This is a genomic window from Nocardia sp. NPDC051756, assembly GCF_040681495.1.
Classification (GTDB): Bacteria; Actinomycetota; Actinomycetes; order Mycobacteriales; family Mycobacteriaceae; genus Nocardia.
Genome location: NZ_JBFAYV010000007.1, coordinates 217,768 through 242,290, shown reverse-complemented (window position 1 = coordinate 242,290; position 24,523 = coordinate 217,768). Strand labels below are relative to the sequence as shown.

The 24,523-nt window shown below is 66.6% G+C and carries 24 protein-coding genes and 1 pseudogene; 11 read left to right on the top strand and 14 right to left on the bottom strand.

The window, feature by feature from the left end; genetic code table 11:
• Nucleotides 1-2: 2 nt before the first annotated feature.
• Entirely contained in the window at nt 3-398 is a 396-nt protein-coding gene (locus AB0M22_RS31195; protein ID WP_364734530.1) for a hypothetical protein, read from the bottom strand.
• Between the two features lie 210 nt (nt 399-608).
• On the opposite strand from AB0M22_RS31195, the gene hrpB reads away from it, so the two are divergent.
• Complete coding sequence (gene hrpB, locus AB0M22_RS31190; RefSeq protein ID WP_364734528.1) at nt 609-3,071, top strand: ATP-dependent helicase HrpB; 2,463 nt, start codon at nt 609-611, stop codon at nt 3,069-3,071.
• 343 nt (nt 3,072-3,414) lie between these two features.
• On the opposite strand, the gene AB0M22_RS31185 is transcribed toward hrpB, so the two are convergent.
• From AB0M22_RS31185 to AB0M22_RS31175, 3 genes are all read right to left on the bottom strand, one after another.
• The gene (locus AB0M22_RS31185) at nt 3,415-4,398 is read right to left on the bottom strand and encodes a substrate-binding domain-containing protein (protein ID WP_364734526.1); all 984 of its coding nucleotides are present in this window, start codon (nt 4,396-4,398) and stop codon (nt 3,415-3,417) included.
• A gap of 65 nt (nt 4,399-4,463) precedes the next feature.
• Nucleotides 4,464-5,612: an ABC transporter permease gene (locus AB0M22_RS31180; protein ID WP_364734524.1), complete on the bottom strand. Its 1,149-nt coding sequence runs from the start codon at nt 5,610-5,612 to the stop codon at nt 4,464-4,466.
• A gap of 54 nt (nt 5,613-5,666) precedes the next feature.
• The gene (locus AB0M22_RS31175) at nt 5,667-7,247 is read right to left on the bottom strand and encodes a sugar ABC transporter ATP-binding protein (RefSeq protein ID WP_364734522.1); all 1,581 of its coding nucleotides are present in this window, start codon (nt 7,245-7,247) and stop codon (nt 5,667-5,669) included.
• Nucleotides 7,248-7,487: 240 nt separating this feature from the next.
• Between AB0M22_RS31175 and AB0M22_RS31170 the strand changes: the two genes are divergently transcribed.
• Nucleotides 7,488-8,498 (top strand): LacI family DNA-binding transcriptional regulator, encoded by a 1,011-nt coding sequence (locus tag AB0M22_RS31170; RefSeq protein ID WP_364734520.1) that lies wholly within the window; start codon nt 7,488-7,490, stop codon nt 8,496-8,498.
• 13 nt (nt 8,499-8,511) lie between these two features.
• Here AB0M22_RS31170 and AB0M22_RS31165 read toward each other — a convergent pair whose 3' ends face one another.
• Nucleotides 8,512-8,958 carry a MarR family transcriptional regulator gene (locus AB0M22_RS31165; protein WP_364734518.1) on the bottom strand — a complete coding sequence of 149 codons (447 nt, stop codon included), beginning with the start codon at nt 8,956-8,958 and terminating at the stop codon, nt 8,512-8,514.
• Nucleotides 8,959-9,045: 87 nt separating this feature from the next.
• Between AB0M22_RS31165 and AB0M22_RS31160 the strand changes: the two genes are divergently transcribed.
• The 3 genes from AB0M22_RS31160 to AB0M22_RS31150 all read left to right on the top strand — a co-directional run bounded on the left by AB0M22_RS31160 (nt 9,046) and on the right by AB0M22_RS31150 (nt 10,807).
• Complete coding sequence (locus AB0M22_RS31160; protein ID WP_364734516.1) at nt 9,046-9,435, top strand: nuclear transport factor 2 family protein; 390 nt, start codon at nt 9,046-9,048, stop codon at nt 9,433-9,435.
• A gap of 274 nt (nt 9,436-9,709) precedes the next feature.
• Entirely contained in the window at nt 9,710-10,315 is a 606-nt protein-coding gene (locus AB0M22_RS31155) for a helix-turn-helix transcriptional regulator (RefSeq protein ID WP_364734514.1), read from the top strand.
• A 120-nt stretch (nt 10,316-10,435) separates the two neighbouring features.
• Nucleotides 10,436-10,807: a hypothetical protein gene (locus AB0M22_RS31150; RefSeq protein WP_364734512.1), complete on the top strand. Its 372-nt coding sequence runs from the start codon at nt 10,436-10,438 to the stop codon at nt 10,805-10,807.
• A gap of 4 nt (nt 10,808-10,811) precedes the next feature.
• On the opposite strand, the gene AB0M22_RS31145 is transcribed toward AB0M22_RS31150, so the two are convergent.
• The 4 genes from AB0M22_RS31145 to AB0M22_RS31130 form a co-directional block, all read right to left on the bottom strand.
• Nucleotides 10,812-10,946: a hypothetical protein gene (locus AB0M22_RS31145; protein WP_364734510.1), complete on the bottom strand. Its 135-nt coding sequence runs from the start codon at nt 10,944-10,946 to the stop codon at nt 10,812-10,814.
• 109 nt (nt 10,947-11,055) lie between these two features.
• Nucleotides 11,056-11,853, bottom strand: a complete 798-nt coding sequence (locus AB0M22_RS31140; protein WP_364734508.1) for a hypothetical protein — start codon at nt 11,851-11,853, stop codon at nt 11,056-11,058.
• Nucleotides 11,854-11,888: 35 nt separating this feature from the next.
• Complete coding sequence (locus tag AB0M22_RS31135; RefSeq protein WP_364734506.1) at nt 11,889-12,467, bottom strand: hypothetical protein; 579 nt, start codon at nt 12,465-12,467, stop codon at nt 11,889-11,891.
• A gap of 88 nt (nt 12,468-12,555) precedes the next feature.
• Nucleotides 12,556-13,743, bottom strand: coding sequence for a serine hydrolase domain-containing protein (locus AB0M22_RS31130; RefSeq protein WP_364734504.1), 1,188 nt, complete (start codon nt 13,741-13,743; stop codon nt 12,556-12,558).
• A gap of 252 nt (nt 13,744-13,995) precedes the next feature.
• Here AB0M22_RS31130 and AB0M22_RS31125 point away from each other — a divergent pair, with 252 nt between their 5' ends.
• A complete protein-coding gene (locus AB0M22_RS31125) occupies nt 13,996-15,423 on the top strand; it encodes a lipase family protein (RefSeq protein ID WP_364734502.1) in 1,428 nt (475 codons plus the stop codon).
• Nucleotides 15,424-15,449: 26 nt separating this feature from the next.
• Here AB0M22_RS31125 and AB0M22_RS31120 read toward each other — a convergent pair whose 3' ends face one another.
• The 3 genes from AB0M22_RS31120 to AB0M22_RS31110 all read right to left on the bottom strand — a co-directional run bounded on the left by AB0M22_RS31120 (nt 15,450) and on the right by AB0M22_RS31110 (nt 17,484).
• Entirely contained in the window at nt 15,450-16,538 is a 1,089-nt protein-coding gene (locus AB0M22_RS31120; RefSeq protein WP_364734500.1) for a histidine kinase, read from the bottom strand.
• A gap of 74 nt (nt 16,539-16,612) precedes the next feature.
• Nucleotides 16,613-17,284 (bottom strand): response regulator transcription factor, encoded by a 672-nt coding sequence (locus AB0M22_RS31115; RefSeq protein WP_364734498.1) that lies wholly within the window; start codon nt 17,282-17,284, stop codon nt 16,613-16,615.
• On the bottom strand, nt 17,284-17,484 hold the full coding sequence (locus AB0M22_RS31110) for a hypothetical protein (RefSeq protein ID WP_364734496.1): 201 nt from the start codon (nt 17,482-17,484) through the stop codon (nt 17,284-17,286). The genes AB0M22_RS31115 and AB0M22_RS31110 overlap by 1 nt, the downstream gene beginning before the upstream one ends.
• Nucleotides 17,485-17,939: 455 nt before the next feature.
• Here AB0M22_RS31110 and AB0M22_RS31105 point away from each other — a divergent pair.
• Nucleotides 17,940-18,119 (top strand): annotated as a pseudogene (locus tag AB0M22_RS31105) (hypothetical protein); the annotation flags it as partial.
• A 317-nt stretch (nt 18,120-18,436) separates the two neighbouring features.
• Here AB0M22_RS31105 and AB0M22_RS31100 read toward each other — a convergent pair.
• The gene (locus AB0M22_RS31100; protein WP_364734494.1) at nt 18,437-19,330 is read right to left on the bottom strand and encodes an MBL fold metallo-hydrolase; all 894 of its coding nucleotides are present in this window, start codon (nt 19,328-19,330) and stop codon (nt 18,437-18,439) included.
• A gap of 116 nt (nt 19,331-19,446) precedes the next feature.
• Here AB0M22_RS31100 and AB0M22_RS31095 point away from each other — a divergent pair, with 116 nt between their 5' ends.
• From AB0M22_RS31095 to AB0M22_RS31085, 3 genes are read left to right on the top strand one after another with little or no spacing between them, the layout of a single operon-like run.
• Nucleotides 19,447-19,653 (top strand): hypothetical protein, encoded by a 207-nt coding sequence (locus tag AB0M22_RS31095; protein ID WP_364734492.1) that lies wholly within the window; start codon nt 19,447-19,449, stop codon nt 19,651-19,653.
• On the top strand, nt 19,640-21,028 hold the full coding sequence (locus AB0M22_RS31090) for an amidase (protein WP_364734490.1): 1,389 nt from the start codon (nt 19,640-19,642) through the stop codon (nt 21,026-21,028). Before AB0M22_RS31095 ends, AB0M22_RS31090 begins: the two co-directional genes overlap by 14 nt.
• A 4-nt stretch (nt 21,029-21,032) precedes the next feature.
• The gene (locus AB0M22_RS31085; RefSeq protein WP_364734488.1) at nt 21,033-21,599 is read left to right on the top strand and encodes a TetR/AcrR family transcriptional regulator; all 567 of its coding nucleotides are present in this window, start codon (nt 21,033-21,035) and stop codon (nt 21,597-21,599) included.
• Nucleotides 21,600-21,606: 7 nt separating this feature from the next.
• On the opposite strand, the gene AB0M22_RS31080 is transcribed toward AB0M22_RS31085, so the two are convergent.
• Nucleotides 21,607-22,239, bottom strand: coding sequence for a TetR family transcriptional regulator (locus AB0M22_RS31080; RefSeq protein WP_364734486.1), 633 nt, complete (start codon nt 22,237-22,239; stop codon nt 21,607-21,609).
• Between the two features lie 101 nt (nt 22,240-22,340).
• Between AB0M22_RS31080 and AB0M22_RS31075 the strand changes: the two genes are divergently transcribed.
• A complete protein-coding gene (locus tag AB0M22_RS31075; RefSeq protein WP_364734484.1) occupies nt 22,341-24,452 on the top strand; it encodes an ATP-binding domain-containing protein in 2,112 nt (703 codons plus the stop codon).
• The last annotated feature ends 71 nt before the right edge of the window (nt 24,453-24,523 follow it).

Sequence of the window (24,523 nt, the reverse complement as noted above, 5' to 3'; positions counted from 1 at the left end):
GTTCAGTCCCAAGCGTAGAAATAGATCCGGCGGGTGCTGGTGCCGACCAATTTGCCGCTGGGGTCGCGGAGTTCGGCGACGCCCACGTTCTGCGCGTCGCGGCTGGCGAAGAAGGGGGCGTTGTCCGGGCGGACGGTGATCGGGTGCTGGCGCCACTGGGTTTCGCCGTCGCAGGCCACCGGCGAATTGGTGGTGGTTCCGGTGGCCGTCGGCCGGCCTGCTTTGACCGCGGTGAGCCGGACGGTCAGCGTCCAGCGCTGCTGTCCCTTCGGGCAGTGCACGTCGATGTAAGCGGTGGCTTTGCCGCCGGAGACGTAGCTGTCGTCATGCAGCCAGACCGGGTCGACCGGTACGGTCGGTGCTGCCCAGAGCAGTCCGGCGACGAGTAGAGCAGTCATGGAAGTCATCGAATCAGCCCTTCGGAAGCGCGTCACCGGGCGACGAACGGTGTCTATCAATTGTCGGTCACAGCAACTGTTTTCACGATGGAGACGTGTTTCGGCAGCAACTGGGGAGCGGCATTCGAGTGTGCCCCGGATCGCCATGTTCGACGAATCACGTCACGGCCGATGTCGGCGTTCGGACCCGAGGTTGCAGACTGTTCGGTAATGAAACTGCCTGAACTTCCCGATCTGCCGGTCCGCGGCGCGCTCGATCGAATCGTCGCGACCCTGGCCGAGCACGAGACTGCCGTGCTGGTCGCGCCGCCGGGGACGGGCAAGACGACCCTGGTGCCGCTGGCGTTGGCGGCGGGGACCAGCGGGCGGGTGCTGGTGGCCGAGCCGCGCCGGTTGGCGGCCCGCGCCGCGGCCGGGCGGATGGCCGCGTTGCTGGGGGAGTCGGTCGGTGAGACCGTCGGGTATTCGGTTCGCGGGGACCGGCGAGTGGGGAAGGCGACGCGGGTCGAGGTCGTGACGTCGGGCTTGCTGGTGCGCCGGTTACAGGGCGATCCGGAGTTGGCGGGGGTGGATGTGGTGGTGCTCGACGAGTGCCATGAGCGGCATCTCGACGCGGATTTGTTGCTGGCGTTGCTCCTTGATGCCCGGGCCGGGTTGCGACCGGATCTGCGGGTGCTCGCCACGTCGGCGACCGTTGCGGCGGAACGGCTTTCGGTCCTGCTGGGCGGAGACCGAGCGGCACCGGTGCTCGAGGTTCAGGGGCGGGCGTATCCGGTGGAGATGACCTACGTGCCACCTTTGCCACGAGAGCGGATCGAAGCGCAGGTAGCCCGCGCCACCCGCGCGGCGCTCGCCGAAACCACTGGGGACGTACTCGTCTTCCTGCCCGGGGCAGCCGAAATCCGCCGGACAACAACGTTTTTGGCCGATCTGAACGGCGTCGATATCGTTCCGCTGCACGGCAGGCTTTCCGCCGTGGGGCAGGACACCGCTTTGCGGCCGGGCACGCGGCGGCGAGTGGTGCTGTCCACGGCGGTGGCGGAGTCCAGTTTGACGGTACCCGGAGTCCGAGCCGTAGTGGATTCGGGACTGGCCCGAGTCCCCCGCATCGATCGCGGACGAGGACTGTCCGGCCTTGCGACAGTTCGCGTTTCGGCGGCGGTGGCGGCACAGCGCGCCGGTCGCGCCGGACGCGAGGCCGCCGGTCAGGTGTGGCGCTGCTGGCCGGAATACGAGCACAGCACGCTGCCCGCCTATCCGGAGCCGGAAATCCGGACGGCGGATCTGACCCGGCTGGCATTGGAACTCGCGTGCTGGGGCACCGCGGACGGTCACGGCCTCGCCTGGTGGGATTCCCCGCCACCCGGCGGTTTGGCCGCCGGCCGGGATGTGTTGCGCGCGTTGGGCGCGGTGGACGGCGACGGCGCGGTGACCGACCGCGGCCGGGCCATCGCCCGGATCGGCCTGCATCCCCGGCTGGCGCGCGCATTGCTCGACGGGGCGCCCGAGGTCGGCGCGCGGGCAGCGGCAGAGGTGGTCACCGTCCTCGACGACGACACCCTCATCGCCGGAGTCGATCTCACGGCCGGTCTGCGCACCCTGCGACGCGAGCGACCGGCCCGCTGGCGGAAGGAGGCCGACCGACTGGCCCGACTGGTCGAGCCGGCGGAGGGCATCGATGACCCGGCTTTGGTTGTCGCACTGGCACATCCGGAGCGACTGGCCCGCCGGCGCGGACCGGGATCCACGAGCTATCTGATGGTCGGCGGAACCGCCGCGACGCTGCCGCACGGCTCCGGACTGGGCGACGCGGAGTGGCTGGCAGTCGGCGTGGCAACCCGCGATCCGGGCCGCTCCGACGGATGGATCCGGTCGGCCGCGGTCGCCGACGAACAACTGGCCCGCCGCGCCGCATCGAACCTGGTGACCACCGTCGACGAGGTTGCCTGGACCGACGGCGACGTGGTCGCCCGACGAGTCGAACGTCTGGGCGCAATCGTGCTGTCGGAGAAGCCGATTCGCAACCCGGACCGCGAGTTGCTCAGCGCCGCGATACGCGACGGACTGACCTCGTCCGGTCTCACCCTCCTGCGCTGGAGTCCCGATGCGACCGCTCTACGCCAGCGCCTCGATTTCCTGCACCGCACCCTCGGCGAACCGTGGCCCGCGGTCGATGACGACTCGCTACTTGCCGCAGCCGACAACTGGCTCGGCCCCGAACTGGCCACCGCCCGCAAGCGCGCCGATCTCGAACGCATCGACGCGGGACAGGCTTTGCGCCGCCTACTGCCCTGGCCGGACGCCACCCGTCTGGACGAACTCGCCCCGGAACGCCTCCTGGTCCCGTCCGGCAGCCACCCCCGCCTCGACTACTCGACCGACCCGCCGGTCCTCGCGGTCAAAGTGCAAGAGGTCTTCGGCTGGACCGACGCCCCACGCCTCGCCGACGGCCGCGTCCCCATTGTGCTGCACCTACTCTCACCCGCCCAACGCCCCGTCGCGGTGACCGCGGACCTGGCTTCCTTCTGGCGGACCGGCTGGCTCCAAGTCCGCGCGGACCTACGCGGCCGCTACCCCAAACACGCGTGGCCGGAGGATCCGACCACGGTGCCCGCCCACCGCGGTACTGCCCGGAACGCGGGTCGCGGTCAGCGATTCGGCCTGCCCGGTTGACCGGGCTGGCATCTCGGATCCGGGGGTGGCGGTTTGATGACCGGCAATGTGCAGATTTGCCATTGCGGATTCGGTGCCGGGTCGTCGAATTGGAATAACACCATCCCGCCGATGACCAGCACCAGGGCCGCCACCATACCGAGAAACGGTCGCCAGAATTGGTGGCCGAGCAATCGGTGCAACAGCACCAATCGCCACAGTCGCCCGATCCACCACAGCTGCCCTAATCGCCACGGTTGCCGTTGTCGCAGTTCATACATGGCACAGTCCCGTCGTCGCATAAGTTCAATCGCGCTGGCGGCCAGCGTGTTACGCAACTACGCGGAGACCGGGATCGTCGGAGTTACTTGCCCAACTTGTCGGACATGTCGTACTGCTGATAGATCTGCGCGGCATTGGCCGGCGTCACCTGCACCGTGTCCAGGACCTGCTTCTTTTCCACCGGCTGCTGGTGCAGCAACTTCTCCAGCGTGGCGACCGCCTGCTCGGCGCCGGTCGGATACACGAACGTCGTCAGCAGCTGACCGTTCTGCACCGCGCGGATTCCGCCGGTCGGAATGGCGAGCCCGTCGATGCCGATGATCTGAATCGAACCGGCCTTGCCCGCACCCTGAATGGCGAGCTGGGCGCCGAGCGCCATATCGTCGTTGTGCGCGTAGACGAGGTCGATCTTGTCACCCTTGGACAGCCATTGCTGAGTCACCGTGGTGGCGTTGGCCTTCAACCATTTCGCCTCCTGGTCCTCGATGATGGTGAGGTTGTGGCCGGCGATCGCGTCCCGGAAACCCTTGTCGCGGTCGATCTGTGGGTGGTCGGACAGGATGCCGCGCAGTTCGACGACATTGCCGCCGTTGGGCAGCGCCTGCACCGCGGCCTCGCCGGCGAGCTTGCCGATGAGGTAGTTGTCGCCACCGATGAACGAGTCGAAGCAGTCGGTATTGACGTTGCGATCCAAGATGATCACCGGGATCTTGGCATCGCACGCCTGCTGCACGGCGGCGGTGAGCGGTGCCGGCTCGTTGGGCGAGACGATGAGCGCGTTGACCTTCTGCTGGATGAAGGTCTGCACCTGGCTCACCTGAGTCGCGCTGTCCTGATGCGCATCGGTGATCGGGAGCAGTTTGAAATCGGGGTGCTGCTTGGCGAAGTACTGCAATTGCAGGTTGAGCTGCGCCCGATAGGGCTCGGCATTGTTGGATTGCGAATAGCCGATGACGAATTGGCCGCCGTCCGACGGGCTCGGCGGGTTGGACGCGCAGGCCGCGGCGGCCACGGCCGTCGTACACAGCGCGACCGCGGTGAGAACTGAGCGGCGAATGGATCGCATTTTCACTCCTGGAAACAGGTGGTGGGCAACGACTTCGGCCTCGCGGCCGCGGTCGCGAAACGGCATCAGGTGCCGCTGCTTTCGTGCGGGCGGCGATCGCCCGGCCCGCGGGGTAGCCATCGGGCCAGCGGTCCGGTGAGACCGCGGAAGAATCCTGGCCGTTGCAGAACAACGGCAACCACGACGATCAGGCCCTTGATGATCAACTGGGCGTTGTCGCTGACCGCGTTCAGGCCGAGCACGTTGTCGAGCAGGGTGAGGATGAGCGCGCCGACGAAAGTGCCGGTGATTGCGCCCTTTCCGCCGGCCAGGCTGGCCCCGCCGATGACCGCTGCGGCGATGGCGTCCAGCTCGTAACCGGTGCCCGCCAGCGGATCTCCGGACGCTCGATAGGCGGCGTCGATCGGTCCGGCGAATCCGGCGAGCATGCCGGACAGGGTGAAGACCGCGATGATCACCAGCGTCACGTTGACGCCGGAAAGCCTTGCGGCAGTGGGATTGCCGCCGACCGCGTAGATGTGCCGCCCGAACGTCGTCTTGGACAGGACAAGCTGGGTGACGATGCAGACGGCGACGAAAGCGAGTACCGGATAGGAGATTCCGGCGGTGCCGAACAGCGGCAGCCAGGTGCCTTTGAACAGTGTGTGGCCGGGGGTGCCGAGCAGCGCGAACTCGGACGCGGTGGGCGTGAGATGCCCGTTCTCGTCGTAGACCGCCGTACCGACGGCGACATTGCCCGACACCTGTCTGTCTATGCCGCGGACCACCGACAACATGGCCAGGGTCATGACGAACGACTGGATCCGCAGCACCGTGGTGCCGAGTCCGTTGCACAGCCCGAAGAACGCGCCCACCAGCGCACATGCCGGGACGATCAGCCACGGGTCGAGACTGTGGTGGACCAGCAGCATCGCGGCGGTCATCGAGCCGATGCCGAGGATCGAGCCGACGGACAGGTCGATGCCCGCGGTGATGATCACCAGGGTGACGCCGACCGCGAGGATGCCGCGGGAGGAGAACGCCGTGATCGCGTTGGTGATGTTGGTCTGGTTCCAGAAGTACTGCCCCTTGGTGCTGATGCCGATCAGAATCACCAGCAGCAGACCGATATAGCCCTGTGCGGCACCCAGATAGGGCGTCAGCCGGGTCACGCGTGACCACATCGCCGACGCCACGGAACGCTGATCATCGGCGGGAGTTCTGCTGTCCGTCATTCTCGATCCTGGTGTGTCGCACTGCGTCGGCTGGGAGGTCGTTTCGGTTCGGCCTCACCCGGTTTCGCGGCGCACGCCGGTGGCGGGCGCCCTGGCCATCGCGGCCGCGAGGATCGCCTCCTGGTCGAACGGCGCGCCACGGGCCGGATCTCGATGGAACTCGCCGGTGAGCCTGCCCTCGCACAGCACGAGGATGCGGTCGCACATGCCGATCAGTTCGAGCAGTTCCGACGACACCGCGAGGATCGCCGCGCCCTGCCGGGCCAATTCGTCCATCAGCGCATGGACTTCGGCTTTCGCACCGACATCGATGCCGCGGGTGGGTTCGTCCATCAGCAGCACCGACGGATGGGTGAGCAGGCACTTGGCGAGGACGACCTTCTGCTGGTTGCCGCCGGACAACGTGTCGACGATGGTGGTGAGCGACGCTGTCTTCACCTTCAGCTCAACGACTTTCGCCGTGACCGCGGCGCGCTCTCGTTTCGCGTCGACCGTTCGCCAGGGACGCAGGTAGCGATTCAGCGAGGCCAGCGAAGCGTTGAATCGCACGGTGTTGGCCAGCATCAGGCTCTGTGCCTTGCGGTCCTCGGCGACGAGCGCGATGCCGCGGTTGATGGCGTGCTGCGGACTGCGGGGCCGGTAGCGGCGACCCGCGAGGGTGATCGTCGCGCTGACTCCGGTGGCCGCGCCGTAGAGGGCCTCGAGGACTTCGCTGCGCCCGGCCCCCATCAATCCGGCCAGCCCGACGATTTCGCCCTCGGCTACCTCGAATGACAAGTCGTGCAACGGAACTGCGTCACTGTCGATGGCCGGCGTGGTGGTCAGATGCTCGACGGTCAGGCGCACCTGCCCGCCCGCGTGTTGCTCGGCGCTGCGTGGGAACAGCTCACCGAGCGGACGCCCCACCATCAACTGAATGAGTTCGGTCCGCTGTGTGCCTTTCATCGGCCGCTGCGCCACATAAGCGCCGTCGCGCAGCACGGTGACGGTGTCGGCGATCTCCTCCAACTCCTCGATGCGGTGCGAGATGTAGATGATGCCGACGCCGTGCCCGGTGAGGTTCCGGATGACGGCGAACAGCCGGTCCACCTCCGCCTCGGTGAGCGCCGACGTCGGCTCGTCCATCACCAGGATCTTCAGGTCGTGGTTGAGCGCCTTGGCGACCTCGATGAGCTGTTGCTCGGCGAGGCGGCATTGCCGAACCAGCCTGCGCGGCTTGAGGTCCAGACCGACCCGAGCCAGCAGTTCGCTGGTGCGCGCGTCCATGTCCGCGCGCGCGAGGGTGCCCCAGGCGGTGCGTCGTTCCTGGCCGAGGAAGATGTTATCGGCAATGGACAGCTCCGGGACCAGGTTCAGTTCCTGGTGGATCATCGCGACGCCGTGCCGGGCGGCGTCCTTGGGGGAGCGCAGATGTACGGGGCTGCCATCGATTTCGATGGTGCCCGCGTCGGGGGTGAACACACCGGCCAGCACGTTCATCAAAGTCGACTTGCCCGCGCCGTTTTCGCCGAGCAGTGCCAGTACCTCGCCGGTGCGCAGGGTGAGTTCCACTCCGCGTAGCGCTTTCACCCCGGGGAATTCCTTGACGATGCCGCTCATGGCGAGCAACGGCGCGTGGCCATCGGTACCGGTCACGGGGCTGGCTCCCCCCTCGTCAACGAGTGGCTGCCGCGAGCGACTGATCCACGTGGTGTGACGTCGGTCTCAGAAATCGATTTCTGTCACCCTAAATTTCGAGTCATCGAACCGTCAAGCCCGTTGAGCGCGCAATCTTCTCGGCTACAGTTGCCACCAGCAATTCTCGACCGCGTCGTGGGAAATCGTTTTCCCACGCTCGCGGAGTCGGGCACTGGATCGAAGGGTGGTGGCCCGCTGATGGCGACGGTGACGATCCGCGACGTCGCGGCCCTGGCCGGGGTGTCACCGGCGACCGTCTCGCGGGTGCTCAACGCCGATCCGCGGGTCGCGCTGGAACTGCGCGAGCGAGTGCAATCGGCGGTCGAGAAGCTCAGCTATCGGCCGAACAGTCAGGCCAGATCGTTGCGCACCCGGGCGACCAGGGTGCTCGGTTTGATCATCGCCGACATCCAGAATCCGTTCTTCACCGCGCTGGCCCGCGGGGTGGAAGATGCTGCGAGCGAACGGGATTACTCGGTGGTGCTGGCCAATTCCGATGAGAGTCTGGACAAGGAGCAGCGCTACCTGGAGGTCGCCGCCGCCGAGCGGATGGCAGGGGTGGTGCTGGCTCCGGCGTCGGCCGCGCACAGCCGGATCGGCACGCTCACCGACCGGGGTATTCCGGTGGTCGCGATCGATCGGCGGCTGCGCTCGGCCGACGTGGACAGCGTGACCGTCAACAATCAGAAGGCGGCCAAGGAAGCGGTCGACCATCTGATCGCGGCCGGGTGCAAGCGGATTGCGATGATCACCGGACCGTCCGACGCGTCGACGGCGACCGGGCGGCTGAGCGGGTATCGAGCCGCGTTGCGCCAGGCCGGAATCGAACTCGACCCGGATCTCGAACTGCGCGGCGACTATCGCATCGAAGGTGGACGGGCCGCGGCGCGAGCGATTCTCGCGTTGCCGGACCGGCCCGACGGGTTGTTCGTCGGCAACAACTTGATGATGGCCGGTGCGTTGCATGCGCTCGCCGATACCGGTGTCACGTTCCCCGGAGACATCCTGCTGGCCGGGTTCGACGAGATGAGCTGGGCGGGGTTCGCGCCGCCGATCACCCTGGTCGAGCAGCCCAGTTACGAAATCGGCAGGCAGGCAACCGAATTGCTGCTGCGGCGGATCGCCGGTGCGGAGTTCCCGGTGCAGCGGGTGGTGCTGCCTGCCCGATTGCGCGTCCGGGAAAGTACCAGCCGGATCGTAATCGCCTGAGCGGCAGGCAGGTTCAGCCGAAGGGTTCCTCGCGGACGAAGCGGGTCAGTGCGGCGGCGAACGCGCGCGCCTCTTCCTCGGGCCAGGTGGCCAGGTGTTGATCGAACCGTCGCGCGAGCCGATCGCGCATCACCTCGACCGCGCGTTGTCCTTCCTCGGTCAGGGTCAGCAGGGTCGCTCGCGCGTCGTCCGGATCGGGGGAACGTCGCACCAGGTCGGCCCGCTCGAGCCGGGTCGCGTGCCGGCTGGTCACCGATCGGTCCAGGCCGATTTCGGCGGCTAGCGCGGCCGCGCTGCGTGGGCCGAAACGGCCGAGCGCACTGAGTACCGGGTAGGTCGCCGCGTCTACCTCGGGGCCGAGACCCTCGGTGAGCTCGGCATAGATTCCCTCGCGAGTCCGCCGCCGCAGCAGCTCGGCGATCGCCTCGGCGACGTGCGCGCCGATTCCCTGTTCTGTCATGGGTCAAAGAATAGCGTGCATCGAGCACGCATCTGTTGTACTGTCATATGCGTGCACGATGCACGCAAGGATTCGAAGGAGACAGACATGACCACCAACATCGCCGCGGCCCTCAACGACCTGCTGTTCGACCGGCAGCTCGACGTCGACGCCGCCGTCACCCGGCACTTCGCCGACGACTACCGGCAGCGCACCGACGGCGCGTGGAGCGACCGCACGGAATTCGCCGAGCACATCACCCACCTGCGCGGCGTCCTTGCCGACGGTCACGTCGAGGTGCACGACGAACTGATCGACGGCGACCGCTACGCCGATCGGCACACCGTCCACGTCAACAAGATCGACGGCAGCACAGCTGCGCTCGAGGTTCTGGTGTTCGCCGAATTCGCCGCCGACGGCCGCTTCCAGCAGATCATCGAGACCACCACCGTGCTCTCCGGGCAAGCGGACGATCAGCACCTCGGCAGCGCGCGCTGACCGTCGTGATCGGCCGCGCATCCCCAATTCCGGCGCGGCCGACAACGCTGGTCTAAGGAGTACGCTGAAGGTGCTCACGGGGGTGGCTCGACGTGAGGTCCCTATGTGAGTGCGGCACTTAGGAATTCGTTCAAGGGGGGATGACGCTTTGTCATGTTTTGGCGAAATGACTATTCGGCCCGGTGTTTTGTCTTATCGGGGCGGACTGTCCGAGGCGAAGATGCACGCTCACCATTCGGTTCAAGTATTGATTGCCCGATGTGGTGAGTTCATCGTGGCGGATGCGGCGGGGGCGCGGGTCACGTGCCGGGCGGCGGTGATTCCGGCCGATGTCGCACATGCGGTGGTGCAGGGGGTGGTGGCGGGCGAAATGGTCCACCTGGCCGCCGAATCCGATGATGCTGCCGCATTGAGCCGGACCGTCGCGCGGCCGTACTCTGCGGACGCGTGGGTGGCCGCGGGGGACGCACTGGCCGCCCGGCTCGGCGAAGGCGAATGGTGGGCCGACGGGTTGCCGTATGCGCGATCGACGGTGCGGCCCATGCGGCATCCCGCGCTGGCCTCGGCGCTGCGGTTGCTACCCGAGCGGATCGAGGAAGGGCAGGTTCGGTTACGGGAGGTGGCCGGCACGGTCGGACTGTCCGAAAGCCGGCTGGCGCATTTGTTCGCCGAGGAGATCGGGCTCGCGTTCCGGCCGTATGTGCGCTGGTTGCGGATGTGCCGGGCGATCGATCAGATCGCGCTCGGGCACAACCTGACCGATGCCGCGCACACCGCCGGGTTCTTCGACGGCGCGCATTTCACTCGCGTGTGCAACAAGACCTTCGGCATGTCCCCGGCGATCCTGACCAGTGACATGCAGTTCAGCGTCGATTCGTAGCAGGTTTGTCCAAGCAGTCCCGCGCACCCGCGCCGGACCATGAGGGTGTCGGTGCGGGGGCTGCCGACCGAGGGGGCGGCAGTTCGCATGGGTGGTCACCGGCCGCGCAGGGGAGGGCGAATGACCGAGAGATATACCGCCGAACAATTACGTGAGTTGCTCGAAGGCGGTGCGTTGATCGCCGATTCGATCGCCGATCGCGCGGCTATTCATCTGCTGGACGGTGCGGACCTGATCGGGAAGCGGTTCCTCGACCAGCACATCAGCATCGAGTCCGTGGAACTGGGTGGTGAGCAGGTGACCGTCGCGTTCATTCGCGATTGGTCGGCGCTGGCGCGTCCGGCGGACTTTCCGTTTCTCAGTCCTGGCGAGCGGCGCTGTCTCGAGCTGGCCGCTTGCGTCGCGCAAAGCGACATCTGCCGAACCACTGCCCGCGGTGTTCGGGTCGAACCACCACTGGGGATCCGCGTCTGTCACCGGTGGCGGCGGTAGCGGGTCAGTACGGGAAGGCGGCGGTGAGTGCGCAGAAGAGGCCGAATGCGCCGATCGTCACCATCAGCAGGACGGCCAGCAGCGCGCCGTGCATGTTGTCGATGAGAGCGGGTTGGGTGGCGGTGCGCGACTGTGCCATTTCGAAGCCTCCGGTAGATGGGCGCTGTAGGTAGCACCGCGATTCCCGGTTGTGCGGGCGTCAAACACGGGCGGCGGATTTTCGTTCTGCGGAGGGGTGTGATCTGCGACTATCGGTCGGACGGAGGTTGCAGGCTGATGCGGTCGGCGAGGGAGTCGACGGCGTCCGCGTCGGCATATGCCTCGGTGGTCAGTTCGAGGAAGGCGGCCCAGCGGTCGATCCGCGGCGTCCAGCGGGCGACGAAGGCGTTGGCGTGTTCGATCTCGGCCGGGGAACCGTCTCGCCGCGCGCGGGCCGCCGCTTCGGTGGCGGCCTGCACGGTGTTCTGGGCGAGCGCGAGTTGCTCCCGGCAATGGTCCGGGTCGGGGACCTCCTCGCGCACGGTCTCGGCCTCGACGCGAAGATTGAGAATGAGGGTGCCGAGGCGGGGATCGGCCGGCGCCGATCGCGGAGCCGAGGTGCCGGCGGCAATGGCCTTGTCGCGCCGTTCACGCCGCCGCTGCTCGTGTTTCTCGGCCAGCTCGAGCTGCTTACGATAGGTGTCGAAGTCCTCGACCGTGATCACGGGATAGGTCAAAGCCGCTGTGGTCGAAAGCTTTTCGACTCCCTCACCGTCTCGCACGACCAGGGTCAGCTGCTCCAAGGGCGGGACGGGATCCGGCTCCTCGTCTAGACGCGCATCCAGCACGGCGTTCCGATAGTCGACCATGATGTCCGCCGCGACCCGATCGAGCACCGCCGTCCCGACCTCGATGTGATTACCGCAGGTACGACCGGTGCAGGGATCCGGAAACCCCAGCTCACCGATACCCCCATCGACCACCGATTCCCCCTCCACCCCCCGCCCCACGATCTCCCACGTATAGGCACCGACATCCCCAGCCTGCGCGCGATGGTGCTCGGACATGGCCCGAACGGTACCGGACCCACCCTCCCCAAGCGTCAAATCCCAGTCGCCCGCAACTCAACCCCCTGCAACAAACTCCAATCGAAATACGCCCAGTAGTCGCCTCTTTGCCCTGTCGCGGGGTCGATCGCGGAGAAGGCGGAGACGTCGCCGATGGCGCCTATTCCGTCGACATGGTCGAGCGGAGCGAAGCCGCTGTCCGATAGCTCGCTATGGGTGCAGGACCATGGTGTCAGGTCGGAGAGGGATTCCAACCGCGGTCGTGGATGCTGTGGGTGACGGACGAATCGACGGAAAAGTATGCGAGCGTGTGGGATTTCGGTCAACTCGACCTGGAGTCCTGGCCAGAACGACAGATCCCATCGGGCGTACCGGAATTCACGTCCACCGTGATAGTCGATATTCGTCGAGTCCGGTGCGCCCCAGCCGGTTATGAATTCGGCGATCGAGGTGATCCGATGCGCTTGACGCCGTTGCTCGGCGGCCGCTGTGTCGGCGCGCGTGACGCCGAGCGTGCGGAGCAGCGCCTCCGCCGAAGCGGGGGCGCTGTCGCACATCGGATGCAGCATTGCCAGCTGATATTCGTAGAGAGTGATCACAGAACTCTCGTTCACCAATTCCCCCTGGTCCGCGCCTCTTGGAGACGAACGTACCAGTCTCGGTGGTATTCGGTTGGCTGCCAGTCGATCTCGGGAGCTGGGTTCAGTTTGGGGCGCAGAGGGCGGTTTCTACTAGTTGGTTGATGTTGCGGGTGGGTTCTGGGGTGGTGGGGACCTGGTTGGCGATTACGGTGACGGAGCGGCCGTCGGGGGTTACGCCGCCGCGGGTTTCGAAGCCGTCGATGTCGCCGCCGTGGCCCCAGCTGTCTTTGCCGCAGGGGAGTTGGGTGTGCATGATGCCGAGGCCGTAGCCGGCGGGCGGTCCCGTAACCGGGAGGGGGACGGTGGTTTTCAGCTCGGCCAGTTGGGCGGGTGGTAGCAGTTTTCCGGCGAGGAGGGCGGTGAAGAACTGGTTGAGGTCGGCGCCGGTGGAGACCATCGCGCCGGCCGCACCGGCCGAGGTGACGTTCTGGTCGGTGTAATCGACCAGGGCGCCGTCGATCTCGGCGTAGCCGCGGGGGTGTGGGCCGCGGATCTCGGTTTCGTCCGGGTCCGGGTAGTAGGTGCCGTGCAGGCCGAGCGGCTCGATGATGCGGTGGGTGATCTCCGCGCCGAGCGAGTTTCCGGTGATCTTCTCGATCACCATGCCGGCGAGGGCGTAGTTGGTGTTGGAGTATGCCCACTGGGTGCCGGGTTCGAAATCGGCGGGGGCGGTGAGCGCGTTGCGCACCACCTCGGCGATATCCGTTCTCCCCCAGCGGACTTGCTCGTTGTGCGTCGAAATCTGGCCGGGTTTGGGCGTCGTGCCGAACTCGGCCGCGTATTCGGGAATTCCGCTGTTGTGCTGCAATAGGTTTCGGATCGTGATCCGGTTTCCGTCGATACCCGGGCCGTGCACGACGCCCGGCAGATACCGTTCCACCGGACCGTCGAGATCGACCTTGCCCTCGCCCACCAATTGCAGCATGACGGTCGATACGAATACCTTTGTGTTACTGGCGATTCGGACTCGGGCGTCGTCCGGGAACGGCGTGCCTTGCTCGCGGTTGCCCAACCCCGCCTTCGCGGTCCAGGCCTGACCGTGATCGGTGACCACGATCTGAACGCCGGGCAGGTGGTCCACCGAGACCAAATTATTCAGGGCCTCAATGATTTTCGCCCGATCGGCATCGGTGGCGACGGGCTCGACTCGATCCGTTCCCGTGGAACTGCATGACGTCGCGATCGCGGCGACTACTGCTCCGGTGACCACCACGGTGGCCAACGATCGATCCCATACCCGGATGCGCAAGACGATTCCCTTCTGTTGCGGACGCAGTCACGGTATGAGAAATCGGGGTAGCCCCGCTATCCGGCAGACCCCTCTCTTTCCGGTAGTGCTGGCACCACCCGTGCGGACTGTGACCTGGGTCGTTCCAGATCAGGACTATGAAAGCCGCCACTTCTGAGTTAGTGTGACACCGCGTACTGGTAACGCGAATTTTCAGATAGCTGGATGGCTGGGCCGGGCGCGTAGGAGCGCCCGAAGGTGGAAGGGATCTCAATGAAGAGTGGAACAACCTCGGGTGCTGCGGCAAGGACCTGGCGTCGAGCCACGGTCCTGGTCGGCGTCGCAACGATCCTGCTGGTCAGTGCCGCGACGGGCGCCGGGATGGCGGCCGCGGCGCCGGCGAACGACGTCCCGATCCAGCCATTGCCGGTGCTGGTACTGCCGCCCGAGCTGGACCCGTTCTACAAGGCGCCCGCGGACGTGATCGCCGCGACCGAACCCGGCGGGATCATCAAGGCCCGCCAGATCACGCCCGCCCTGCTGTCGGTGGCGCCGTTCAATATCGACGCATGGCAGGTGCTGTTCCGGACGAACGACAGCCACGGCAACGCGGTCGCCACCGTGACCACCTTGATCAAGCCACGCGGTCCCGCTCCGGAGGGCGGGCTGAAGCTGCTGTCGTATCAGGTCGCCGAGGATTCCACCGCGCAGTACTGCGCGATGTCGTATGTGGCGCAACAGGGTTCGATACCGGCCGACTACGTCAACTCGGCCGAGACGTCGCTGGGTATCGCGTTGGGCGTCTCCCAGGGGTGGGCGGTAGCGATCACCGACTACCAAGGCCCGAACTCCGCGTGGGGCGCGGCGGTCCTGGGCGGTCAGGCGACCTTGGACGGCATCCGCGCGGCCGAGAATTTCGCACCGTTGCAACTGACCGCGGGCCCGGCGACACCCGTCGGACTGATGGGCTACTCCGGCGGCACCATTCCGACCGGCTGGGTCGCCGAGAATCACGACACCTATGCCCCGGAGATCAATATCGTCGGCGTGACGATGGGCGGCATCGCCACCGCGGACCTGAAGGGCGTGCTGCGGTTCAACAACTTCAACTACGGGGCCGGGCTGATCGGCCCGGCGATGCATGGTTTCGCCACCGAATACCCCGAGGTCCAGAACGTGCTGGACAGCCAGTACGACTGGTTCGGGCGGTTCATGATGACGTTCAAGAGCTTCATCTGCCACCCACAGGGTTCGGTGCTGTTCCCGTACTGGAACTACCTGGGGTCGTTCACCGGATCCGGTGACCCACTTGACCTTCCGCAGGTCAGCGCTGCAATCAACGCCCAGGAACTCGGCAAGCGGACCCCGCATGTTCCGATGTATCTGTACCACGCACAGAGCGACGAACTGATCCCCAACGCGGGCGTCGATCGGGTGGTGAACCAGTACTGCCAGGATCCCGGCGCGAGCATCACCTACACGCGAGAGTTCTTGGCGGAGCACATCTCCGGCATCATCGGCTGGTTGCCGAAGGGGTATCGGTTCATCATCGACCGGATGAACGGCGTTCCCGCGCAGGCGGGTTGCAAGATCGACAGCCCGTACAACACGCTCACCGACGGCGACTTCGTCGGCCTGATCGGCAAGGAGTGGCCCCAGATCGCCGCACTGGTAACCGGATTCCCGGTCGGCGCGCACTGATCGCGTCCACCGACTCGCGGCGTGCGTTATCGGTGCCCGTGGGCCGGTAGCCACGCCGCGACTCGGAAGCCGCCGTCCGGTGCCGGTCCCGCCTCTAGCCGGCCACCCAATTGCGTTGTGCGCTGGCGCATTCCGTCGAGTCCGCGACCACCGCCGTGATCATGCCGGTCACCACCGCCGCCGGTGTCGGTGATCGTCACGGCGAGTTGTCCACCGACGACTCGGATGTCGACGTCTGCTTGTTTCGCACCGGCATGACGCAAGACATTGGTCAGGGATTCCTGCACGATCCGATACGCGGATTCCGCGACCACCGACGCGACATCGATGCTTCCGTGCCGGTGCACGGTCACCTCGACGCCTGCCTTCGATATGGTCTCGGCCAGTCGGTCCAGGTCGTCGAGATCGGGCGAGGACGCGGAATGATCGCGATCGTCACCGATCACCCCGAGCAGCCTGCGCACCTCGTCGAGGGCTTGCCTGCCGACCTCCTCGACCGCTTCGATGGCCAGTTTCGCCTTGGCCGGATGTGTGTCGAAGACGTCGTTGGCGGCCGCGGCCTGGAGCACCATCAGCGACACGGTGTGGGCGAGCACGTCGTGGAGTTCGCGGGTGATCCGCGCCCGCTCCTGCAACACCATGCGGCGCGCCTCGGACTCGCGCCGGGCCGATCTGGCTCGGCCGAGCGCACCCCAACTCCATGCCAGCGCCGCCGCGCCGGACCACAGCAGCGCAGGCAACCACCGGTCGGTGGCACCGAGCGCGGCCGTGAAGAGCGCGACCGCCGCGCCGAGTCCCCACAGCGAAATTCGGGCCGGGCGCAACCAGGAGAGCGTCGTCAGCACGATCAAGGCGACGCCCGGCCCCAATTGCAGGTGCATCAATTCCGGGGTCGCGCCGACGAACAGCGAGACCAAGGTGACTACCAGTGGCCTGCGGTCCATCCACCAGACGACCGCGACCTGGCAGACCGCCAGCGCGATCGCGGCGAAGCGACCGGCCGAGGTGAGTGCGGGCTGCGGGATGAGCAGCATCGGCGCGACCGTGGCGAGTGTGCACGCGACCAGCAGCACCCGCCAACGCCGTGACAGTCGAGTCTCGAACAGATCCGGCACGTTGCCGACGCTACCGGGCCTGCGGAGCCGCGGAAGCCTCACCGATCAGCGCGTCCGGGATCGGGCGGGCGAGTTCACGAACCCCCGGGCGATTTGGGCCGGACCAGGCCGAGGTCGTAGGCGAGGACCACCGCCTGCACCCGATCGCGGAGTCCGAGTTTGCGCAGAATGGCCGAGACATGGGTTTTCACGGTGCCTTCGGTGACGTCGAGTTTCGCCGCGATCTCGGCATTGGAGGCCGCCTGCGCGATCAACGTGAGCACCTCGATCTCGCGGTTCGTCAGCTCGGCCAGGTGCGGTGTCGCGACGGGTTCCGGGTGGACCTCGGCGACGAATCGGTCCAGCAGGCGCCGCGTCACCCGTGGCGCGAGGAGGGCTTCGCCGCCGGCCACCACCCGGATGGCCTCGACCAATTCGGCCGGCCGCGCGTCCTTCAACAGAAATCCGCCTGCACCCGCCCGCAATGCCGCGTACAGCAATTCATCCTCGTCGAAGGTGGTCAACACGATTACCGATGGGCGATGCTCGGCGGTGGTCAATTGCTGAGTTGCCTGGACGCCGTCGACACCCGGCATCCGGAGATCCATCAGGACGATGTCGGGCAAGGTCTGCGCCGCCAAACGGACTGCCTCCGCGCCGTTCTCGGCCTCGCCGACGACCTCGATATCGTCCCTGGTCTCCAGAATCATCCGAAGCCCGGTACGCACCAATGCTTGATCGTCGGCGACCAGCACCGTGACCGTCATCAGTCTTTGACAGGATCTGCGCCGCTGCGTTTGGTCACCGAGTCGCCCGCGTCGAGCGAATCCCACAGTGCCCGATCGACCCGTACCTTCACCGTGCTCCCATCGTCGAGTTGCACCACCAGGCGACGATAAAGGTTAGCCCCGTCGAGCAGGCCACGCGATTTCTTGACCACCGTCCCGTGCCATTCCTGCTGCGCCATCTGATCCACTCCTCGCTGGTAGAGCCTCATCGCCGGCCCGTTGGCGCGGCGTGCGCTCCAGTGTTGCCGCTAGGGCCCGCCCGGCACATCAACTTGCAGCGGTAGTTGTCTCTCTGTCGAAAGTTAGAGACGGCGGGGACACACCGTCGCAGGCCGTAATGCGCCGTGTCGCGAGGGCACCCCTTGAGACTTGTCTCCGCGATGGCATCCGTTGATCGCCCGGCGGTAGCCGGTAACGAGTTCGTGGTCAATCGAGAGGCTGGGATATGAAACGTACGTTGGCAGTCCTGATCGGGGTGGTGGCAGTTTTCGGCGCCGCCGCGTGTTCGGATGATTCCAAGCCTGCACCGAGTACTACCAGTGTGAAGGCGACGACGACCACGTCAGCGGCGCCGACCACCACGACGGCGCCGGCGGTGAGTCCCGCTCCGCAGCAGCCGACGACCAGTCAGCAGCGCGGCGCGGACGGCTCGACCAACAACAACCTGAGCCCGGAATACTGCGCCAAGAACCAGGATCCGGGTTGTCCGCTGGGTAGCTACGTCGGTCCCAACGCCATCCCCAGCCCGAACGGCGACGGCACCTGGGTGCCGTGCGAAGGCACGATCTGCACCAACCCGAACCACGGGGCGGGCCCGGAAACCACTCCGCCGGTCGAAACCCCGACGACCACCCCGCAAGATACCGCCCGAGTCGAGGGCGCCCCGTGTGAAGGCGACGGCCGCTGGGTCCACCTCACCGGCGACAACGCCGCGCACTACGGCACCGAATGGCTCTGCCAGCACTGACGCCCGACCCGGCGACGAGGCGCGATGGTGGTGGGCTTTCCTCGCACCGCCACCGTCCGCCACGCACCCCGATTGCGTCATGAAACTTGTTTACTAGAAAAGGAATCGGTGAAAGCTGCTGGAACTGGTCGCCGGCTGGTCGGAGTCCGGTGCGCGCGAACCGATCAGGCCTTCAACGCGCTTCCGGACGGGACGAGCCGGTAGCCGGTTTCGTCGCCGACGACGAGACCCGCTGTGGGAGCGGGGAAGTGGGTGCCGAGGATGAGAGTGTCGGTGTCGGTGAGGGATTGGAGTAGGTCGCGGCGGGAGGCTTCGGCCAGGCGAGGATCGATGTCGACACAGCTGCCGATGGTGGGGTCGGTGAATTGGACGGGATGGTGGATGCAGTCGCCGGTGATCAGCGCGTCGCGGTCGCCGAGTTGGACGGCGAGGTGGCCTGGTGTGTGGCCGGGGGTGGGGAGGAGGCGCAGGCCGGGGACGACATCGAGGCCGTGGTCGGGGACGTCGAGGATGTCCAGGAGTCCGGCGTCGTTGATGGGGTGGACGGAGTCGTCGAACATCTGCCGGCGGGCCTCGTCCATGTCGTACTCAGCCCAGAACTGCCATTCGGCGCGTGCCGTGAGGTAGCGAGCGTTGGGGAAGGTCGGCGCCCAGGTGTCGTTGTGCCAGTGGGTGTTCCAGCCGACGTGGTCGGTGTGCAGATGGGTCAGCACGACGACATCGACGGATTCCGGGGCGTAGCCGGCCGCGCCGAGGCGCTGGAGGTAATCGGTGTCGAGGTTGTTCCAGGCCGGGTTCGCCCGGGTCTTGCCGTTGCCGATGCCGGTGTCGACGAGGATGCGCAGTCCGTCGATCGTCACGGCGAAGGTCTGGCTGTGCAGGTTCAGCGTGCCGTCGGTGTCGGCGAAATGCGGTTGCAGCCAAGGCTGTTCGGTGACCACGTCGGGAGTGGCGGAGGGGAGCAGCCAGGCTCCGGTGTGCGGGGGCAGCGCGATCTCGTCGATGCGGTGGACGGTGAGGTCGCCGACAGTCCAGGTGGGGGCGGTCGCTGTGGGCATGGGATTTCCTTCGGCTGCGAGGTAAAAGCTATTCGTTTGCGTTAAGCGACGGTAGCTCCTAGTCTGGCGTTAACGCAAACTATTCGCTTTTGTGCGTCCGACGGCTGAGAGGTGCCATGTCCACACATCCGCTGACCCCGTCCGAGGCGGCCCGCTGGTCCGCTCGCGCGGGACTGGTGTTGCCGGCCGAGCGTCACGCCGGCCTGGCCGCCACCGCCGAGCACATCCACTCCGTCGTCTCGGCGCTGCGGGAACTCGATTTCGACGACATCGCACCCGCCGCGGTCTACCGCGCGCAGGAAGGCCACGATGAAACCGCATGAGCTGACCATCACCGCGGCCGCGACGGCGATCCGCGCCGGCGAGATCTCGCCGGTCGAATTGGTCGATGCGGTGCTGCGCCGGGCCGAGCAGGTGCAACCGCGGTTGGGCGCATACGTCACGATGACCGCGGATCGAGCCCGCGGCGCAGCGCGCGCGGCCGAACGTGAAATCGCTGCTGGACACTACCGAGGCCCACTGCACGGAATTCCCATGGGGCTCAAGGACTTGATCGATGTCGCCGGTCTCGGGACCACGGCCAGTTCGCGCGTGCGCGAGACCCACCGCGCCGAGTCCGACAGTGCCGTCGCCGCTCGTCTGGCCGCCGCCGGCGCGGCCCTGCTGGGCAAGACGCACACCCACGAATTCGCCTACGGTCTGACCACTCCGCAGACCCGCAACGCGCGCAACCCCACTCGCGTCGCGGGTGGATCCAGCGGCGGATCAGCCGTCGCCGTGGCATCCGGAGCGGCGACGTTCGCGGTGGGCACCGACACCGGCGGGTCCATCCGGGTCCCCGCGGCACTCAACGGCGTCGTCGGACTCAAGCCGACCTACGGACGGATCTCCCGGCACGGCGTGGTCCCACTGTCCTGGTCGCTGGACCACGTCGGCCCGATCACGCGAACCGTCGCCGACGCCGGTCTGGTGCTGAATGCGTTGTCCGGGTACGACTCCCGCGATCCGGCATCGGTGCCGACGCCCGCCGAAGACCTCGACGCCCCGGCCGACCTGACCCGACTGCGGGTCGGCATACCGACCAACTACTACTTCGACCGCGTCGACCCCGAGATATCGGCTGCGGTCCACCGAGCCATCGAGCACCTGCGCGATCTGGGCGCTCAACTTGTCGATGTCGACATCCCCATGAGCCGATACTTCCAGGCCATCCAGTGGGGGCTGATGGTCCCGGAAGCCAGCGCCGCCCACGAACAGACTCTGCCCACGACCGGCGACCAATACGGCGATGGTGTCCGCGTTCTGCTGGAGGCGGGTGAGCTGTTGTCCGCCGGCGATTATCTACGCGCGCAACGTGCCCGAACCCTGCTCCGCCGCGCATGGGCAAGCATGCTGGAGAGCGTGGATGTTGTTGCGGCACCATCGGTTCCGATCACCGCCGTTCCGGTCGGTCAAGAAACGGTGACCTGGCCAGACGGCACCACCGAAGCCGTCGCCGACGCTTACGTCCGCCTCAATTCGCCCGGTAACATCACCGGAGTTCCCGCGCTGTCACTGCCGGTCGGCAATGACAGCGCGGGCCTACCGATCGGCATGCAACTCCTCGGACATCCCTTCGGCGAAGCGACTCTGCTGCGAGTCGGGCGTGCCTACGAAGAGTCAGATCTCGTCACCACAGTTGGACGCGATTTAGGGTGACAACATGAGTCGTAAGCCGATGGTCCGTCCCGGAGGGCGAAGCGCGCGCGTCCAACAGGCGGTCCACTCGGCCACACACGAGCTGATGGCCGAGATCGGACGCGACGGTCTGACCGTTCCGTTGATCGCCACCCGCGCCGGCGTCACCCCGTCGACGATCTACCGGCGTTGGGGCGACCTGCGCGAGTTGCTCTCCGACGTAGCGGTCGAACGACTCCGTCCGGAAACCGAACCGGAAGATCACGGCACCCTGGCCGACGACCTGACCGCGTGGGCCGAGCAGTTCCTGGACGAGATGAACTCGCCGCCTGGGCGCGCCTACATTCGCGACGCGCTGCTCGGTGATCCCGACGGGTCGAATGCCGGGCAGTGCTCGGACTACGCCGCGGAACAGATCGCGGCCATCCTCGCGCGGGCCGGCGATCGCGGCGAAGCGACGCCCGATCCCGAGGACATCCTCGACCGCGTGGTCGCTCCGATGATGTACCGCTTACTCTTTCGGCCCAGCGCGCTGAATGCCGAATACGCCGGCCGGCTCGTCAACGATTACTTCGCCGGGCACGTGGGTTAGTCCGCCGTCAGTGACCTGCGGCCAGTCCGGCCGCCAAAAGACCGAAGGCGGTCTCGGCCCGCGCCACCGCCGTAGGGTAGATTTCGTCGGCGCTCCGGCCGGAGCGTATCGCCTGGGCGTTGTGATACGTGAGAATCCGCTGTGCGCTGAACACCTGTGCCGCAACAAGATGCGCGAGGAATTCGTCGTTCGGCTCGACGGTGGTGCGCAGCGCGTCGGCGAGATCCTGCTCCTGGGCGACCATGTATCCGGCCAGATGCGCCATCAGCGCGGGCGTCGAATACAGCAGGTGGTGGAACGTGACGGCTTCCGGGGTGTCGTTGAGTCCGGTGAGCGGATCACGCTGAGCGAGTAGATCGAGAAAGTTCTGCCGGAGCGCACGCAGCGCGGACGTGCCGGCCGGGCGTTCCCGGACCACGACCGCGGACCCCCGCCCGCCGCCGATGAACCGGCGCAGCACCAGATCTTCCTTCGTAGGGAAGTACGCGAACAGCGTGGGCTTGGATACCTCGGCCGCGGCCGCGATGTCGGCGACCGACACACCGTCGAACCCCGACTCCTGGAACAGCGCGAAGGCCGCGTCCACGATCGCCTGCCGCGTGCGGCTCTTCTTGCGCTCGCGCAACCCGGGTTCTTCCATGAGGCCAGCGTAGCGAAATCCGATTCCGTAAATAATTTGACTTGGACATATAATTGACCGAGTTAAGATATCTGACTACCGAGGTGGGGGTTGACGCGACCATGCAGAACACTGATCACGACCACGTCGAGCCCGAGATTCGGGCCGAACGCGATTACCTGAGTGCCTGCCGCGCGGCGCTGGCACGCATGCGCGAAGAGGCGGTTTCCGCGCTGGCCACCGGCCGGGGTGAGGGCGATGTCTTCGACAAGATGCAGAACTTCGCCGCCCGGCAGTTCCACCAGCGGCAGATCAAGGAGCTGTCCGGACTCGACGATGTGCCGTTGTTCTTCGGACGTCTGGACTTCCCGTTGGGCGACGTCTACGACACGGTCCGGGATCTCGGTGCGCCTTCGTCCGCGCCCGACAGTGATCGCGTCTACGTCGGGCGTCGCGGGGTCAGCGACGAGGCAGGCGAGCTCATGGTCATCGACTGGCGCGCCCCGCTGTCGCGTGCCTTTTACGAAGCGAGCCAACAGGATTCGATGCAGGTGCGGGTGCGCCGCCGGTTCGGTTTCGATCATCACGGCGAGTTGACTGCCTTCGAGGACGAATCCTTGGACTCCCGGTTCGCGCGGGCCGACGCGAGTGACCTGCTGGCGGCGGAGATCGAACGACCGCGCAAGGGTCCGATGCGCGACATCGTGGCGACGATCCAGCCCGAACAGATGAGCCTGGTGCGTTCTCCGTTGGATCGCACGCTGTGTGTCCAGGGTGCGCCCGGCACTGGGAAGACGGCCGTCGGCCTGCATCGGCTGGCGTATCTGCTGTTCACCGAGCGGGATCGGTTGCAGCGGGAGGGCGGGGTCGCGGTGATCGGGCCGAACCGGTCGTTCCTCGCGTACGTCCGCAACGTGCTGCCTGCCCTCGGTGAAGTGGAGGTCTTGCAGACTACGATCGATGAACTCACCAGCTCGGGCGTCGACGTCACGCGGGCCGAAGATCCACGGACCGAGCGGATCAAGGGTGACGCGCGGATGGCCGAAGTCCTTCGGCGGCACCTTTTTTCGCGCATCGGGCCGCTCGAGGATTCGGTGCAGGTGAAGCATTTGCAGCGCACGTGGCACCTGTATCCCGAGGAGATTGCCGACGAGCTCGCCGAGGTGCGCGACCGGGGGACCGACTACCGCAGTGGCATCGAGTTGCTCGCCCAGCGCCTGGCCCTGCTCGTGCTGCGTCAGATGGAACGCAGCGGTAATCCGGCGAGTACGAGCACGCTGCGTCAGCTCAGCCGGAACCGGGCGATCGTCCGCGCGGTCCAGCAGATGTGGCCCGAAACCGACGCTGTCCGAGTGGTTTTCGAAATTCTCACCGATCCCGATGAACTTGCCCGTGCGGCCGACGGCATCCTGTCTGCCGACGAGCAACAGGCCATCCTCGGTAATCCGCGCCCGCGCAGCGTGAAAACGATGACCTGGTCCAGCTCTGACCTCGCCCTCATCGATGAGGCCTCGGGGCTGATCGAACGTCCGGCGAAACTCGGCCACATCGTCGTCGACGAAGCTCAAGATCTCAGTCCGATGCAAATCCGCGCGATCGGTCGTCGCGTCGCCGGTGCCTGCACGGTTCTCGGTGATCTAGCCCAGGCCACCAGCCCGTCCGCCGCCGAAGACTGGGCCGCGGTCCTCACCCACCTCGGGCGGCCGGACGGGCAGATCGAGGAACTCACCCGCGGCTACCGCGTCCCCGCCCAGGTCATCGACTTCGCCGCTCGCCTGCTGCCCTACATCGCGCCTGAACTGCGCGGCCCCGCGTCGTACCGACAGTCCGTCGACGCCCTCCAAATCACCAGAGCCGCACCGGAAGACATCACCGAGACGGTGCTTGGCGCATGTGCCGCCGCGTTGATCGAAGAAGGATCAGTCGGACTGATCGCCGCCGAACGCGACATTGCAGAACTACATAAAGCCCTGTCGGCCAACGGATTACCGCATGTCATCCTGGGCGTCGACGACGACAACGACGCCCGCCTGACCCTGGTCCCGGTCACCCTCGCCAAAGGCCTCGAGTTCGACACCGTCCTGGTCATCGAACCCGCCCGCATCGCCGACGCGGAACGACGAGGCCTGCAACGCCTTTACGTCGCACTCACCCGAGCCGTCAGCAACCTGCGCATCATTCACGCCGACGCCCTGCCGGAGCCTTTGGTGCGAGAACCAGCGATGAGCCTCTAACGCCCTGGCGTCAGAAAGACGGCTGAGCAAGGGGCGCGCAGTGTGGCACGGCCGTTGGTCGCGGGCGCCCG